This window comes from Rhodococcus sp. 06-156-4, assembly GCF_002259345.1.
GTDB classification, from domain to species: Bacteria; Actinomycetota; Actinomycetes; order Mycobacteriales; family Mycobacteriaceae; genus Rhodococcoides; species Rhodococcoides fascians_E.
This window is the reverse complement of the sequence record NZ_NPGB01000003.1, coordinates 284,947-300,848: the sequence shown is the minus strand read 5'-3', so window position 1 is coordinate 300,848 and position 15,902 is coordinate 284,947. Positions and strand designations below refer to the sequence as shown.

11 protein-coding genes are annotated in these 15,902 nt (G+C 65.4%); 5 read left to right on the top strand and 6 right to left on the bottom strand.

What is annotated here, in order from left to right:
• Positions 1-166 precede the first annotated feature (166 nt).
• Together CH290_RS01580 and CH290_RS01575 are read left to right on the top strand one after the other, a co-directional pair.
• Entirely contained in the window at positions 167-1,624 is a 1,458-nt protein-coding gene (locus CH290_RS01580; protein WP_033189130.1) for an Hsp70 family protein, read from the top strand.
• A gap of 109 nt (positions 1,625-1,733) precedes the next feature.
• Complete coding sequence (locus CH290_RS01575) at positions 1,734-3,536, top strand: DUF7159 family protein (protein WP_033189131.1); 1,803 nt, start codon at positions 1,734-1,736, stop codon at positions 3,534-3,536.
• A gap of 1 nt (position 3,537) precedes the next feature.
• Here the strand turns inward: CH290_RS01575 and CH290_RS01570 are convergent, their stop codons facing one another.
• The gene (locus CH290_RS01570) at positions 3,538-4,059 is read right to left on the bottom strand and encodes an Lrp/AsnC family transcriptional regulator (protein WP_027498627.1); all 522 of its coding nucleotides are present in this window, start codon (positions 4,057-4,059) and stop codon (positions 3,538-3,540) included.
• 100 nt (positions 4,060-4,159) lie between these two features.
• Between CH290_RS01570 and ald the strand changes: the two genes are divergently transcribed.
• The gene (ald, locus tag CH290_RS01565; protein WP_033189132.1) at positions 4,160-5,242 is read left to right on the top strand and encodes an alanine dehydrogenase; all 1,083 of its coding nucleotides are present in this window, start codon (positions 4,160-4,162) and stop codon (positions 5,240-5,242) included.
• A 3-nt stretch (positions 5,243-5,245) separates the two neighbouring features.
• On the opposite strand, the gene CH290_RS01560 is transcribed toward ald, so the two are convergent.
• Together CH290_RS01560 and CH290_RS01555 are read right to left on the bottom strand one after the other, a co-directional pair.
• Positions 5,246-6,529 (bottom strand): YibE/F family protein, encoded by a 1,284-nt coding sequence (locus CH290_RS01560; RefSeq protein WP_033189133.1) that lies wholly within the window; start codon positions 6,527-6,529, stop codon positions 5,246-5,248.
• Between the two features lie 292 nt (positions 6,530-6,821).
• Positions 6,822-8,072: a pyridoxal phosphate-dependent aminotransferase gene (locus CH290_RS01555; RefSeq protein ID WP_019663841.1), complete on the bottom strand. Its 1,251-nt coding sequence runs from the start codon at positions 8,070-8,072 to the stop codon at positions 6,822-6,824.
• A gap of 75 nt (positions 8,073-8,147) precedes the next feature.
• On the opposite strand from CH290_RS01555, the gene CH290_RS01550 reads away from it, so the two are divergent.
• Positions 8,148-8,855 carry an SOS response-associated peptidase gene (locus tag CH290_RS01550; protein WP_019663840.1) on the top strand — a complete coding sequence of 236 codons (708 nt, stop codon included), beginning with the start codon at positions 8,148-8,150 and terminating at the stop codon, positions 8,853-8,855.
• Here the strand turns inward: CH290_RS01550 and CH290_RS01545 are convergent.
• Positions 8,852-9,079, bottom strand: a complete 228-nt coding sequence (locus CH290_RS01545) for a DUF3263 domain-containing protein (RefSeq protein ID WP_033189134.1) — start codon at positions 9,077-9,079, stop codon at positions 8,852-8,854. The two genes, CH290_RS01550 and CH290_RS01545, sit on opposite strands and share 4 nt — an antisense overlap.
• A gap of 113 nt (positions 9,080-9,192) precedes the next feature.
• Between CH290_RS01545 and CH290_RS01540 the strand changes: the two genes are divergently transcribed.
• Positions 9,193-11,103, top strand: coding sequence for a prolyl oligopeptidase family serine peptidase (locus CH290_RS01540; protein WP_033189135.1), 1,911 nt, complete (start codon positions 9,193-9,195; stop codon positions 11,101-11,103).
• A gap of 99 nt (positions 11,104-11,202) precedes the next feature.
• Here CH290_RS01540 and CH290_RS01535 read toward each other — a convergent pair whose 3' ends face one another.
• Together CH290_RS01535 and CH290_RS01530 are read right to left on the bottom strand one after the other, a co-directional pair.
• Positions 11,203-12,141, bottom strand: coding sequence for a hypothetical protein (locus tag CH290_RS01535; RefSeq protein ID WP_033189136.1), 939 nt, complete (start codon positions 12,139-12,141; stop codon positions 11,203-11,205).
• A 212-nt stretch (positions 12,142-12,353) separates the two neighbouring features.
• On the bottom strand, positions 12,354-15,863 hold the full coding sequence (locus CH290_RS01530; RefSeq protein WP_033189137.1) for a heterodisulfide reductase-related iron-sulfur binding cluster: 3,510 nt from the start codon (positions 15,861-15,863) through the stop codon (positions 12,354-12,356).
• Between the last annotated feature and the right edge of the window lie 39 nt (positions 15,864-15,902).

Genomic DNA, 15,902 nt, shown 5'->3' with positions numbered 1-15,902 from the left:
GTTTGCTCCAAGAACCTTTTGTCGGTTCCGTGCCACCAGCCGGGAACCCGCCCGTGCTGTGGTGTATGTCGCATCTGCCGGAGTTCGATCGACGGCTGCGACCGCGTGCGCAAAGTACAGTGGTCATGGGGTCGGGACCACAGAAATTCGAAGGAAACACGTACCGATGGGTGGAGTCTGCGGCGTGGCCGTGGAGTCCGATGCCGTCCGCATCTCTTATTTCCGAGACGGACAACGCATCGAGGACTCGATAGATGCCGAGGGAGCCAAGTGGCTCCTGAACGGCAAACTGGCCGACTGCGGACCATTCGACGACGTCGTTCTCACCGGTCGTGACTCGGATGCAGTCGAAACGCTGTTGGCCTCCATCGACGCGGGGAACACCTCGACGATCCGGATGGTCGACGAGTCCGCAGCCCTGCTCGCCTACGCACGGTCCGTCGATCAGCTCGCGAACGCACGTGCGCTCCTGGTTCTCGATCTGGGTCGGTACGGCACCTCGGCGTTCACGCTCGACGTCGCCGCAGGTCGAGTCACTCGGACTTCGCGACGTGCCGCGTTCTCCGGCGAGGTACTCGACGACGTCGTCGAACGTCTCGTCATGGCCAAGGGCATCCTGCCGCCTGCCCACGGAGCGGACGCCGAACAGGAATACCGCGCGTTCTTCCGTGAGCTCAAGGAACTGATCACCGCGTCGGCCGGTGTGCGCGCGCCCGGGAACGGCCCCATGCTCCTCACCCGCGAGGAGTTCGAGGAAGCAATCACGTCCTCGCTTCTCCAGACTCTCGCGTGGGCGTCGCCCGAAGATCCCGACGCGATCCTGCTCGTCGGCGGCCAGGCGCAGATTCCTCTGGTCGGAGCCCTCGTCGAGCAAGAGTGGGATTGCCCGCTCGTCGTCCCGGCGTCGCCCGCATCGGTGTTCGTCGAGGGAGCTGCGCTCGAAGCTCTCCCGATCGCGCCGGAAGTGGGTCTCGACGACGTTCTCGAAGAGCAGTACCCCGGGCTGTTCGAGGAATCCGACAGTGACCGGAACGACGACGACCGGAACGACGACGACCGGAACGACGCCGACCGGAACGACGACGGCACGGATGTACTGGAAGTCCGGACACTCGACGACACGGAAGCAGCCACGACGCCTCTTCGTATCGTCGCGCCCGGCCCGGCAGCGCCTGTCCGCGAGCGAGAAGACGCCTCTCGCCCTGGACACGGCACGACGGCCGACACCGACGAATCCTCGACGCAGGCCGCCGCCCCGAAACCCCGTCGGCGTCTGCGGTGGTCCGTTCGAGACGCGGCCGGGATGGCGGCCGTCGCGGCGGTCGTGGTGCTGGTGTGGGCAGTCGTCTTCGTTCGTGGAGACACGCCCCCGCCGCCGGGAATCGGAATCGATCCCGTCGACAGCCCGACGAGCCAGGTCTCCGTCGCCGAAGGAATTCCGACCGTGGTTGCTCCCGATCCTGAGTTGCCCGAACCCGTGGTGCCCGATCCCGAACTGCTCGGCGCTCTCCCGGGCGACACGGGGATCGTCGACCAGAACGAAACCGTCGACCCGGAGTCGGGGCAGGAGCAGTATGCCGAAGTCGGTTTCGGCTCCGGTACCGGACTCGACGTCGGAAACTGACCGCTCGGCTCCTCGGGCCAGAGCCGCATCGGCTCCATGCACCCGGTAGCGTGGCGCTTCGAGGACGATCCCTTCTCGTCCGACCGTGCATTTCGAAACGAGGCAGTCGATGACCGTGTTGTTGGGGGTGTCCATGGGCGCCCATGCCGTCCGTATGGCCCTGCCACGGAACGGCACAGCTCTCCTGCCGCCCCGCGTTCTCGAAGCTCCGCAGCAACTCTTCTTCCGTAACCAGGTGATCGACACCGTCGACGACGACGTCGAATACCTCGCCGCCGAGTCCATCAGCGCTGTCGCAGCCGAGTCCGAGCCGTCGATGTCCACCGGCGTCGCCTACCGCGACGAGCACCAGGCCGACACGCTGGTGCGGGCTCTCGACAACCAGCACCTGCACAACTACCGCCTGGTGCACGAGGTGGAAGCCGTCGTCGAGTATCTGGTCGCCAGCGGTGAGGCGGCCGGGTACTCCACCGTCGCGCTCTACGACCTCGGAAGCTCGGGATTGAACGTCAGCGTCGTCGATCTCGACGCTCGCCGTGTCATCACGACCCGTCGCACCACCGAGTTCAGCGGCGACCGCTTCGACGAGATCCTGCGCGACAATCAACTGCAGCGGCTCCACAAGCCCCTCGACGCACCGGACATCGATCTGTTCACCCGACGCTGCCGCGTCGCCAAGGAACGACTGTCCGGCAACGACGCCGTGTGCCTTCCGGACGAGAGCGGAATGATCCTGCTCTCCCGGGACAGTTACGAGACCTTGATCACCGACGAGGTCGACCGGTCCATCGAGTTCGCACGCGACGTGCTCATCGCCGCGCACGTACCCATCGACGCCGTGGTTCTCGTCGGCGGCGGCTCGCGCATCCCGCTCGTCCGGAAGAGGGTAGGGCCGTCGCTCGACCTTCCGGCGTTGACCCCCAACGAGCCGGAATCGGTCGCCGCCCGCGGCGCGGCGCTCTCGGCCAGGCCTGCGGAGGGTCAGGCTGCGGTGGCTCGGGGTGCAGTGGCTCAGAGTGCAGTGGCTCAGAGTGCAGTGGCGCAGGGAGCGGCCCCGGCACCCTCCGGCGCCCCGAACGGTCGCCCGGTGCCCGCGCGTCCTGCAGCGTTCGCGGCACCCGTCGCGCCGCGCCCGACCGATGCGACACCGACGATCTCGATCTCACGTGACGACCTTCCCGCCGACCTGCCGCCTCTGGTGAGCGCATCGGCTCTGTCCGCTGCCGCGGCTCCCAGTCGTGCGACGCCTCCGCTGTCCACGCCTCCGCTGTCCACGCCTCCGCTGTCCACGCCTCCGCCGTTCACGCCGCCCCCGGTAGCTCCTGCCGAACCGGCATCGCCTACGGGATCGGAACCGGACGAGTCGTCGCGTCCGGGGTCCGAGTCGCCGGGGTCCGAGAAGCCGGTGTCCCATTTCGCGTTGAAGAACGTCTACTGGCTCGATGCCGCTTACGAGGACGACGACGGTGAGGACGAGTCCGAGCGGACTCGTCGCCGAGTCCGCTCCTGGTCCGTCGTCGGGGTCGCCGCGGCAGCGGTGATCGCGGTATCCGGGTTTCTGCTGACCCGGCCGAGCAGCGAGCCGGCAGTGGTCGACACTGCAGTGACCCCGGCGCCTGCGCCCAGTGTTGCTGCGACTACACCACCCTCGACGGTTCCGAGCACGCCCGTCGCGCCGGTCGCCCCACCGCCGCCGGTCACGACCACCACGGAAGCGCCCGCGCCGACCGAGGCCACCGTCGCTCCGCAGCCGCAGAGCGTGGAAACTCAGGTGACGGAAACTCAGCAAGCGCCACCGCCTGCACCGACGCAGGAGGTTCCCGAACCTGCGCCCGCGCCGCCGCCGCTGATTCCAGGTTTGCCGGACTTCACCTTGCCGACGATTCCGCCGCTGTTCCCGCCTGCGCCCTAGCTCAACGGGACGGGCTGTTTCGCGGTCTGACGTGCTCGAAGATCAGAATCGTCTCCGTCGCGGCGACGGCCGGGTGTGCGCTGAGATTGTCGACGACGAAGTCGCGTAGCGCAGCGGTGTCCACGGTGGCGATCTGAACGAGGAAGTCGTCGGCGCCTGCGATGAAGTAGATGTTGAGCACCTCTTCCAACGCCGCGATCTGGCTTCCGAACTCGCTGATTCGCTTGCGCGCATCGGCCTGGAGGCGCACCGAGATCATCGCCTGGATGCCCTGCCCCAGTGCCTCGGGGTCGATCTCGGCGTGAAACCCGCGGATGACCCCGCGTTCGACGAGTGACCTGACTCGGCTGAGTGCTGTCGACGGGGCGATTCCTGCGGCCGCAGCCAGAGCGTTGTTGGGGATACGCGCGTCGCGGCGAAGTTCGTCGATCAGGATGTGGTCGATGTCGTCGAGCCGAACGTGCCGAACATCGTTCGACGGGCGACCCTTCGAGGGGCGTCCCGATGAATTTTCCGAAGACATGATGCGACTGTACAGAATTATGTTCACATCAGTTGTGGCTTGACCGCTGATAATTCAGAGTTGGCGTAACAGCTCAATCGATTCGGCTTAGGAGCACGTCATGAAAATCGGAATTCCACGCGAGATCAAGAACCACGAGTACCGGGTTGCCATCACCCCGGCCGGTGTTCACGAATTGGTCTCGCGCGGACACGAAGTCATCATCGAAACCGAAGCAGGTACCGGATCGTCGTTCAGCGACACCGACTTCAAAGCGGCGGGCGCTCAGATCTTCACCTCCGCGGATGCGGTCTGGGAAGCTGCGGATCTACTCCTGAAGGTCAAGGAGCCGATTGCCGAGGAGTATCACCGACTGCGCTCGGGCCAGGTGCTGTTCACGTACCTTCACCTCGCGGCATCGAAAGAGTGCACGGATGCACTGCTGGCGTCGGGAACCACGTCGATCGCCTACGAGACGGTCACCGCTCCGGACGGCACGCTGCCCTTGCTCGCGCCGATGAGCGAGGTCGCCGGTCGACTCGCGCCGCAGGCCGGGGCCTACCACATGATGGCCAGCGGAGGTGGGCGCGGAGTTCTGATGGGCGGTGTCCCCGGAGTGCGCCCCGCCAACGTTGTCGTGATCGGAGCCGGTGTGTCCGGCCGTAACGCGGTGGCCATCGCTCACGGCATGCACGCCGACGTCACTGTGCTGGACCTGAACGTCAAGGCGCTCAGGGCAATCGACGACCAGTACAAGGGCGCCGTCAAGACGGTGGTGTCCAACGCGCTCGAGCTCGAACACGCAGTTCTCGATGCGGACATGGTGATCGGCGCAGTGCTGGTTCCCGGCGCGAAGGCTCCGAAGCTCGTCTCCAACAGTCTGGTTCAGCGCATGAAGCCGGGCTCGGTTCTCGTCGACATCGCAATCGATCAGGGCGGCTGCTTCGCGGACTCGCGTCCCACGACGCATGCCGATCCGACGTACCGCGTTCACGAATCGGTGTTCTACTGCGTCGCGAACATGCCGGGCGCCGTGCCGCGCACCTCCACCTACGCGTTGACGAACGCGACTCTGCCGTACGTGATCTCACTGGCGGACAGGGGATGGGAAGCCGCAGTCGCCCAGGACTCCGGATTGAAGGCCGGGCTGAGCACGCACGCAGGCGAACTGCTGTCCGAGACCGTCGCCGCGGCGTTCGTCTGACACTCAGCGTGAATGGCGACCGGACTTCTTCGGTGCCGCCCGCTTCGGTCCGGCAACTCCGCCCGGTCGAGCGAGCAGTGCGGCGATGCCCGTCGTCAACGGAACGGACAGAGCAAGGGCTACGCCTCCGACCGACGATCGCACGATCTCGATCGCCACGGCGTCACCCGTCAGCACGTCCTGGATGGACCTGCCCGCCACGCTGAACAACAACAGCAACGGCAGCGCTCCACCCGCGTACGCGAGCACGAGGGTGTACACCGTGCTCGCGATGTGGTCGCGGCCGACGCGCATCGCCGACGAGAAGATCTGCCGTCGGGTGGCGGTGGCGTCGGCGGACGCGATCTCGAACGCCGCCGAGGCCTGCGTGATGGTGACGTCGTTCAGCACACCGAGCGATCCGATGATGAAGCCGGCGAGCAGCAGCCCGGTGATGCTCACCTGCTGGATGTAGGCCTGGACGTCGGTGTTCTGTTCTTCCGACAGACCCGTCAGATGAGTCATTCGGATCGCGACGTAGGACAACACCGCAGCGAGCGCCATCGAGGTCAATGTCCCGAGCAAGGCGGAGCTCGTGCGTAGGTTCACTCCGTGCGCCAGATACAGCACCGCGTACAGGATGATCGACCCCGCCACCAACGCAACGGGTATCGCCGGGGCGCCGTCGAGCAACGCAGGCAACATGAAGCCGACGAGAACGGCGAAGGCGATGATCAAACCGATCAACGCACGGAAGCCGCGCCACCTGGCCACGACGCAGATGACGACCGCGAAGACGGCGACGATGATCGACAGCGGCAATCCGCGAGCGAAATCGTTGAACGAATACTGCGTCGTTCCGTTCGGATCGGTCTGCCGGACCAGTCGCACGCTCTCACCGGTACGGATGTCGGGTTGGCCTGGACCGGGCACGATCTCGATGAGAGTTCGTGTCCCCGCGTTCGGCCCGGAATCGATCGTCACGATGCTGCGCTGGCATTCGTATCCGGCGCCGATCGGTGGCGTCGGATTACCGGTGAAGACGCGTCCGGCGGAACCGCTGCCACAGGCGCCGATGTCCTGGGACACGACCGTCCCGGCTTCGGTGTTCACGGCCCCGCCGCCCGAGGTCTGGAACGGAAGCGGGATCTCGACGCTCTGTTTGCTCGGCCAGAGCAGCACGGCTCCGGCAACGACAGCGAGACCGATGGCCAGTAGTAGGCCGATCACGATCCGGGCGGCGACGGGTCCGAGTGGAGCCGGCTCGTTGCTGTGACCGTGACCGTGTCCATGCCCGTGTGAATCCACGGTGCAAGGCTAGTGGGTGACGACGCGTCGGACCCAGCGCGACGCGGGGGTCGGGAGGTTTGGGAGCTCGGTGGCGGGGAACGCCCCCCCTGCTCCCCGCCACCTTCCTGATCGCCCCGGGGGGGTGGGGTACGACCAGTGCTCGGGCACACAAGGTGCCGACCGCCAATCTACAGAAACTTGGGTCCGTGTGTAGGGCAGCGGGGATGTTTTTTGTGTCACTTTTCAATCACTTTCCCTACTTTCCCGTCAGTTGACGCGGCGGTTCGAAGGGAAAAGCGAAACAACCGACCTACTGCTTGTACGACGCCAGGAAGTTTCCGAACCTCTCGATGGCAACGGACAAGTCGCGAGCCCACGGCAGCGTCACGATGCGGAGGTGGTCGTGCCCCGGCCAGTTGAAGCCGGTGCCCTGGACGACGAGGATCTTCTCCTGCAGCAACAGATCCTGTACGAGCTTCTCGTCGTCGTGGATCTCGTGCACCTCGGGGTCGAGACGCGGGAACGCATACAGTGCGCCGCGGGGCTTCACACACGAGACGCCGTCGATGGCGTTGAGTTTCTCCCACGCGACATCGCGCTGCTCGAGGAGGCGGCCACCGGGCAGGATCAGATCCTCGATGCTCTGATGGCCACCCAGTGCCACCTGAATCGCGTGCTGTGCAGGCACATTCGGGCACAGGCGAGTCGACGCCAGCAGGTCGATGCCCTCGATGAAGCCGGCTGCGTGTTCCTTCGGCCCGGTGATCGCGAGCCAACCGGAGCGGTAGCCCGCGACGCGATACGCCTTCGACAAGCCGTTGTAGGTCAGGCAGAGCAGGTCGGGAGCGAGGCTCGCCAACGAGATGTGCTCGGCATCGTCGTACAGGATCCGGTCGTAGATCTCGTCGGCCAGCAGCAGCAGCTGGTACTTACGGGCGAGGTCGACGATGCCCTGCAGAACTTCTCGCGAGTAGACCGCGCCCGTCGGGTTGTTGGGGTTGATCACCAGCAGTGCGACGGTCTTCGGGGTGATCTTCGATTCGATGTCCGCGAGGTCGGGGTTCCACCCGTTCTCCTCGTCGCACAGATAGTGCACGGCCTTGCCGCCCGACAGCGTGGTCATCGCCGTCCACAGTGGGTAGTCCGGCGCCGGAATCAGCACCTCGTCGCCGTCGTCGAGCAAAGCCTGCATCGTCATGGTGATGAGCTCGGAGACGCCGTTGCCCAGATAGATGTCGTCGACGTCGACCTCGGGGAAGCCCGGCTCGAGCTCGTACCGGGTGACGATGGCACGGCGAGCGGACAGGATGCCCTTCGATTCCGAGTAACCCTGGGCGTAGGGGAGAGCGGCGATCATGTCGCGAACGATCACGTCGGGCGCCTCGAAACCGAACGGCGCGGGGTTGCCGATGTTCAGCTTGAGGATGCGGTGCCCCTCCGCTTCCAGCCGCGCCGCGTGGGCGTGTACCGGCCCACGGATCTCGTACAGCACGTTCTGCAGCTTCGTGGACTGTTGCAGTGTGCGATGGCGCGTCTGGTGGATCGTCTGCGGATTGCTCACGCCCTTATCGTGCCAGGTGAAGTTCTCTCACCGCGAGCGGATTACTTGTCGGTAATCGGTGCGACAATCGACGGCATGTGTGGACGCTATGCCAGCACCCAGAGCGACAGTGATCTCCGCGCGGTGTTCGACATCGCAGAATCGGTGGGGGACGAGCTTCCCCCGTCCTACAACATCGCGCCGACGCAGACCGTTCGTACGGTGCTGGAACGCACCCCCAAGGACGAGCCGGAGTCCGACGCCGTGCGTCAGCTCCGGTCGGTGAGGTGGGGCCTGATTCCGTCGTGGTCCAAGGACGCCAAGATCGGCAGCCGGATGATCAACGCGCGATCGGAGACCATCACCGAGAAGCCGTCGTTCAAGAAGGCTGCGTCGAAGCGTCGGTGCATCGTCCCCGCCGACGGTTACTACGAGTGGGAGAAGCGCGACGGGGCGAAGGTTCCGTACTTCCTGCACGCAGAAGGTGTCCTGGCCATGGCGGGGCTGTACGAGCTGTGGCGTGATCCCACGAAGTCCGACGACGACGAGGATCGCTGGGTCTGGTCCGTCACCGTGCTGACGGCGCCTGCAGCCGATGCGCTAGGGCACATCCACGACCGTTCGCCGGTGGTCATCCCGGACGGCCTTCGCGACGACTGGCTCAGCCCGTCCATCACGAAACTGGAATCGGTGCAGGAGATGCTGGCCACCGTTCCCGAGCCTCGCCTGCTTCCCTACGAGGTGGGGACCGCCGTCAACAGTGTGCGCAACAACAGCCCCGAACTGCTGGATCCGGTCGCTTAACGAAGCCGCCGCGCGCAGACGGCCCGCATGCTCTCGCGGGTCTCGTCGTCGAGGGTCTTGCCTGCCGGTCCGTCGAGCAGGGCGCTGAGACGGGTGAAGTAGGACCGCGCGGGCAGGCCGAAGTGGACGTAGATGTCCTCGTCGCTGCCTCCGCCGTATCCGTACCAGGATCGGCCGAATGCCAGGATTGCGTCGTCGACGCTGTTCGATGTCGTGTTGCGCACGGTTCCCCCTTGGGTCGAGACTCCATTTTGTCCAGCACATTTGTCCGGGGGATGAACGGCGCGTAACGACCGCAGCTCGTACCTGGCTTGTCCGGTTGCCTACGCTGGTCCGCATGACTGCGACCTCGTTGCCCTTCGGTTCCTGGCCGTCCCCGATTTCCGCTGCGGATCTGTCCGCGAGCGGCCATCCGGTGGAGGGTGGGCGATTCGTCGGCGACGAGATCCGGTGGGCCGAGATGCGGCCGACGGAGGGCGGCAGGACGACGGTGTGCCGGCATCGGGACGGGCACGTCGAGACCGTGATACCGGAGCCGTACAACGCCCGCACACGTGTTCACGAATACGGGGGCGGAGCCTGGACCACCGTGTCCGACGGGCGAATCGTGTTCTCCGAGTTCTCCGATCAGCGCGTCTACGTCACCAGGCCCGGCGATACTCCGGTTCCGCTGACGCCGGAGCCGGAGACTCCGTCGTCGGTGCGTTTCGGCGAATTGACGGTCGTCGGCGACGAGGTCGTCGCGGTCCGTGAGGTGCACGACGGTACGGCGGTCGCTCGCGACATCTGTGCGATTCGGCTCGACGGAACAGGTGTCCGATCGCTGGTGTCCGGATCTCACTTCCTCGCGTTCCCTCGCTTGTCTCCCGACCGCAGCAAACTGGCCTGGATCGCGTGGGATCACCCTCGGATGCCCTGGGACGGAACGGAACTACGAGTCGCGGATCTGTCCACCGGTGAGATCACCGTGGTTCTCGGCGGCGACGAGGAATCCGTTCTGCAGCCCGAGTGGATCGACGAGGACACGCTCTACGTCATCAGCGACCGGACCGGGTGGTGGAACATCTACCGAACCGATCTGTCCGGCAACGTAACCGCACTGCACGAGGCCGAAGCCGATTTCGGAGCGCCGCTGTGGCAGCTCGGGGCGCGGTGGTACTCGGTGCTGGACGACGGAAAGCTGCTGACCGTCCGCACGTTCGGGACCGACACCCTCGCCGTGCTGGACCCGGAGACGGGCACCTTGCAGGACATCGATCTGCCGGGACTCACATCGGTGACACTCGGGGCGCGCAACGGAACATCGGTCCTGCTCAAAGCCGGTGGTGCCCAGAGTCCGAGCGGATTGCGACTGCTGGACCTCGAATCCGGCGACACCACGCTGGTGCGTTCCGGACTCGAAACCGTGCCCGACGCCGACTACCTCCCGCACGGTGAGCCCGTCACGTTCCAGGGGCCCGAACGCGAAGTCCACGCTATCGCCTACGCACCTCGCAATCCGGAGTACACCGGGCTGGACGGCGAACTGCCGCCGTACGTGGCATTCGTTCACGGTGGCCCGACAGCGCACGTGGCACCTGCACTGAACCCGGTGTTCGCGTACTTCACCAGCCGGGGCATCGGCGTCGTCGACGTCAACTACGGCGGTTCGAGCGGATACGGCCGTGCATACCGGAACAGGCTGCGGGGCCAGTGGGGAATCGTCGACGTCGAGGACACCGTCGCCGCTGTCCGAGGCCTCGCCGACGCGGGCCTGGCCGATCCGGCGCGTCTGGCCATCGAGGGTGGCTCGGCCGGCGGCTGGACCGTGCTCGCTGCGCTGACGTCGTCGGATGTCTTCGCCTGTGGTGCATCGTATTACGGCGTCGCCGAGCTGGAGATGTTCGTCGCCGAGACTCACGATTTCGAGTCCCGCTACATCGACGGGCTGATCGGACCGCTCCCGGAGGCGCTGGACCTGTACCGCACGCGCGCACCGGTCAACAACGTCGACGGCTTGTCGTGCCCGGTTCTGTTGCTGCAGGGCCTGGCGGATCCGATCGTTCCACCGTCGCAAGCCGAACGATTCCGGGATGCTTTGGTGAATAAGGGAATTCCCCACGCCTACCTGGCGTACGAGGGCGAATCGCACGGATTCCGCAAACTCGAGACACAGGTGAACGCACGAGAGTCCGAACTGTCCTTCTACGGTCAGGTGCTCGGCTTCACGCCTCCCGGCATTCCTGAACTGGAGCTGTGGCGACCGTGAGCGGTGCTGGTCGGTTCGGGAGCCAGCACCCTTTTTGTGGGGTCCGCACACGTGCTCGGACCTGATTCGGCGTGTCAGGTCAGCAAAAAAGGTGCTAGCTCAGGCGAACAGCAGAGTGGGGCGCGGGGAATTTCCGGCACGTTCGGCAGCCGCACGGATCAACCGGTCGATGTGCTCCGGCCGGTCGAGATCGGCCCAGGTCAGCCGGACCACCTGCGCTCCGCCTGAACGGATCCGATCCTCGCGGACCTTCTCCTTCCATGCGACGTCGGCCGGTGTTTCGCCCGTGGGGACCAGCCGACCGTACTTGACGAACCCGTCGAACTCGATCACGGTGAAAATGCCGTCCAGGTAGAAGTCGACGCGGGCGAAGACACCGTTGCCGTCGGACACTCGAACCTGAAGCCTCGGGGTGTAGCCGAGCTGGTGCAGCACCACCCGGCAACGAGATTCGCCGACGCTCTCGGACTTCCCGGTCATGAACTCGGCCACCCGACGAGCCTGTCTATTGTTCGGATGGTGGGCGCACGCGTCGAGCGCCGCAACAACCTGCTCGGGAGTCAGATTCTTCGTTCGTGCAGCGAGATCGGCGATACAGACGGCGTCCGCGAACGTCAGCGATCGCGCCACATCGGCAACGGTCCGAGGTAGTGCGGTCACCCGAACCCCGTCGACGACGGCCACGTCCGAAGTGGAGTACGGCGCCCCGTGCACGATGCGATAACCGTTGCGCCGGCCACCGCCGGTCCGGTTCCGCGTGATGTGCACGTACCGTAGATCCGACGCGTTCACATCGAGACCGTGGAAGACCGCAGCCGTCGTGTGGCTCAGTATCGCGTCGCCTGCAGTAGCGGCGTCGAGTACCGCCTCGGCGACGACGCGGTGCTTCTCGGCGGGGGTGAGCGCATCGAAGTCGCTTCTGCTGACGAACCTTCCAGGCCGAAGTCGTCGCCAGGCCTTCGTGCGGCAGAAGCGCTGCAACTCAGCGTCGGACACTCCGCGAGTCAGGGCATCGGATCTGGAAACGATTCTCGTCATGACCGAATCGTGGCAACCGCTCCGGCGCGGAACAAGAGCGGTTTCGGAAATGTGGACAACGCCTGGGGCTGTGGATAACTGGGGCGTTCGCGTGCACATTCGCGGAGTGTCGAGGGCGGAGCGTGCTATAGGGACCTGGCACCCCTACTGACGACTCCGCACGCCTGCTCTGAAGTGAACAGGCGTGCGGAGTCGGTAAAAAGGGTGTCAGGTTACTTCTTTCGTCCCGGAACCTTGGTGCCCGGACGGAACCCGAGTCCACCCGGCTTGGCCGGAGGCGGAGTCCTGGTCTCCCCGTTGGATTCCGCTGCGCCGTTGGAATCTGCTGCGCCGTTGGAATCTGCTGCACCGTTGGACTGCGTGTCGCTGGTCGACGTCTCGGCAGGTTCCTGAGGTTCGGTGTCCTCGGGTTCTGCCGGGGCCTCTGCAGGCGATTCGGCTGGTGCAGGAGTCGCGGCCTTGCCCGGTGTCCGTGCGCCTGGCTTCTTGAAGCCGGACTTCACGGCCAGACCCTTGGGTGCGACCGTCGGCTTGGACTCCTCGACCGGTGCGGAACTGTCGACGTCCGTGCCCTGAGGCTCCGGTGCCGACGTCTCCGACGCAGGTGCTTGCGGTTCCGCAGGCGTTTCGGTCGCGGTGTCCGGGGCTGCAGCAGCCTTGCCCGGCGTTTTCGCGCCTGGCTTCTTGAAGCCCGATTTCACGGCCAGACCCTTGGGTTTGACCGTCGGCAACGACTCCGACGACGCAGCAGGTGCCGTCGACTCGGATGCAGCCGATTCGGTAGCTTCCGCTGCCGGCTCGGACGGTGCTGCCGGCTCGGACGGTGCTGCCTGCTCGGACGGTGTAGCAGGCTTGCCGGGTGCCTTGGCGCCTGGCTTCTTGAACCCCGACTTCACGGCGAGACCCTTGGGCTGGACGGTCGGCTTGGACTCCGCTGTTTCCGTTGCGGCTTCGGCCGTCGTGTCCGAAGCTTCTGGCTCCGCTGCGCTTTGGGGCTCCGCTGCGCTTTGGGGCTCTGCTGCCTCGGCGGGCTTGCCCGGTGCCTTTGCGCCCGGCTTCTTGAAGCCGGACTTGACCGCGAGACCCTTGGGCTTGACCGTCGGCGTCGACTCGGATGCTTCGGCAGGTGCCGCTGCATTGTCGTCCGTGTCTGCCGGTGCCGGTGCTGCTGCCTTCGATCCCGGTGCTTTGCCCTTGATCGCGAGGCCCTTGCCGCCCGGCTTTGCGCCTCCGGCAATACCGAGCCCCTTGGGCTTGGCCGGAGCATCGGCGCTCGCCTGAGCTGCCTCGGTGGCGTCGGGCTTCGCGTTTCCTGGTGCTTTCGCTCCCGGAGCCTTCGCGAGACCCTTCATCTTCAAGCCGCCGGCCTTGGGAGCCGGAGCAGCAGGGGCGGACTTGGCCTCTGCAGGCTCTTCGACGGGTTCGATCCGCTCGGCTTCCTCGACCTCGGCGGCTTCCTCGGACTCCAGCTTCTCCTCTGGAGTGAGCTCACGCGGGATCACCTTGATGTTCTCGCTGAGAACGGACGACTCGACGCGAGTGATCGACTCGAGCATCAGCTGCGCGACGTCGACGACCTCGACACCCTCGTGAGCGCCGCCCTCCTGACGTGCGGTGACACCGTCGGTAAGCATGACGCGGCAGAACGGGCAACCCGTGGCGATCTTTTTGGGGTTGGTCTCCAGCGCTTCGTCGACCCGGTCGATGTTGATGCGCTTGCCGATGTTCTCTTCCATCCACATGCGAGCACCACCGGCACCACAGCACATGGACCGCTCACCGTGACGCGGCATTTCCTTCAGGTTGGAGCCCGACGCGGCCATGAGCTCGCGGGGAGCGTCGTAGACCTTGTTGTGGCGACCCAGGTAGCACGGGTCGTGGTACGTGATGTCCTGGCTGACGGACGCCACCGGGATGAGCTTCTTCTGCCGCACGAGACGGTTGAGGAGCTGGGTGTGGTGCACCACCTCGTAGTCACCGCCGACCTGCGGGTACTCGTTGCCGAGCGCGTTGAAGCAGTGCGCACAGGTGACGACGATCTTGCGCTTCTTCTGCTCGACGCCCTCGAAGACGCTGTTGAGCGTCTCGATGTTCTGCATCGCGAGCTGCTGGAACAGGAACTCGTTGCCTGCGCGACGAGCGGAGTCGCCGGTGCAGGTCTCGTCCGCTCCGAGCACCATGAACTTCACGCCCGCCGTCGCCAGCAGTTCCGCTACGGCCTTGGTGGTCTTCTTCGCGCGGTCCTCGTAGGCACCTGCGCAGCCGACCCAGAAGAGGTACTCGTAGTCACGGAAGGAATCTGCATCCTGGCCGAACACCGGGATGTCGAAGTCCATCTCGTTGATCCAGTTGAGACGGTCCTTGGAGTTCTGGCCCCAAGGGTTGCCCTTGTTCTCGAGGTTCTTGAACAGGCCTGCCAGCTCGGACGGGAACTCCGATTCGATCAGCACCTGGTAGCGACGCATGTCGATGATGTGGTCGACGTGCTCGATGTCCACGGGGCACTGTTCGACGCAGGCACCACAGGTGGTGCAGCTCCACAGAACCTCGGGATCGATGATGCCGCCCTCGACGGCGTCGGCGACGAGCTTGCGATCCGCCTCGTCGCGGGCAGACTGGGGGATCTTGTCCAACTTCGCCTGATCGGGGTTGCCGTCGGCGTCGACGAGACCGACCTCGTCACCGGCCATGTCCTTCTTGCCGCCGGCGAGGAGGTAGGGAGCCTTCTCGTTTCCGTGATCGCGGAGCGACATGATGAGCAGTTTCGGCGACAACGGCTTGCCGGTGTTCCAGGCGGGGCACTGCGACTGGCAGCGGCCGCACTCGGTGCACGTGGTGAAGTCGAGCCAGCCCTTCCACGTGAAGTCCTCGATCTTGCCCGCACCGAATGCGTCGACGTCGGGGTCGGCGTCCTCCATCACGAGGACCTTGCCGCCGGACATCATGGGCTTGGCGGCACCGAGTGCGACGCCGCCGTCGGCCTCACGCTTGAAGTAGATGTTGGGGAATGCGGTGAAGCGGTGCCACGCGACGCCCCAGTTGATGTTGCGGCCGACGATCAGGAGCCAGATCATGCCGGTCATCAACTTGACGAAGGCGAACACGGAGACCATCTCGGGACTTGCGGGCAGCAGCTTGGCGACCTGCATCGTGAAGAAGTCCGAGTAGGCGTTGGCGTGACCGTAGGTGGCGATCTTGCCGGCCTTGACGAGGATCATGCCGAGACCCTCGAGCAGAACGATGCCCTCGATGACGTACGCGACCTTCATGCGCGAGCCGCTGAAGCGTGACTGACGCTCGGGCTTGCGCGGATGGTTGAGCTGACGGATCACGATGAGGGTGACGATGCCGACGACGGTTCCGATGCCGAGCAGTTCGTCCCACAGATGCCAGGCGAACGTGTTGCCGAAGAGGGGCCAGTGGAACTCGGGGTTGAACGTCTGGCCGTACGCCTCGAACCAGAGCAGGAAGCCACCGAGGAAGCCGACCATGACGAGCCAGTGAGCCCATCCGACCGTTCTGAACTTCGTCATGCGCGTATGCGCGATGAACTCGATCATCATCTGCTTGAAGCGCGGGATGAACGGGCGCAAGCGGGTTTTGTCCGGCTGGCCTTGTGCGATGGCGGCAACCATCTTCCAGATCCCTCGGAAGAAGTAGGCCCAACAGACAAGGCTGAGGAGGAAACCGACCGTGCCCAACGTGATCGTCAGGGCGTTCATGAAGCGGCCTTTCGTTCAGTGGTAGCGGGGCTGTGCTAC

Bases quoted from the DNA above. Each gene is read 5' to 3' on its own strand.
- CH290_RS01580 (WP_033189130.1), top strand. From the start codon at position 167: ATGGGTGGAGTCTGCGGCGTGGCCGTGGAGTCCGATGCCGTCCGCATC.
- CH290_RS01575 (WP_033189131.1), top strand. From the start codon at position 1,734: ATGACCGTGTTGTTGGGGGTGTCCATGGGCGCCCATGCCGTCCGTATG.
- CH290_RS01570 (WP_027498627.1), bottom strand. From the start codon at position 4,059: ATGTCTTCGGAAAATTCATCGGGACGCCCCTCGAAGGGTCGCCCGTCG.
- ald (WP_033189132.1), top strand. From the start codon at position 4,160: ATGAAAATCGGAATTCCACGCGAGATCAAGAACCACGAGTACCGGGTT.
- CH290_RS01550 (WP_019663840.1), top strand. From the start codon at position 8,148: ATGTGTGGACGCTATGCCAGCACCCAGAGCGACAGTGATCTCCGCGCG.
- CH290_RS01540 (WP_033189135.1), top strand. From the start codon at position 9,193: ATGACTGCGACCTCGTTGCCCTTCGGTTCCTGGCCGTCCCCGATTTCC.
- CH290_RS01535 (WP_033189136.1), bottom strand. From the start codon at position 12,141: ATGACGAGAATCGTTTCCAGATCCGATGCCCTGACTCGCGGAGTGTCC.
- CH290_RS01530 (WP_033189137.1), bottom strand. From the start codon at position 15,863: ATGAACGCCCTGACGATCACGTTGGGCACGGTCGGTTTCCTCCTCAGC.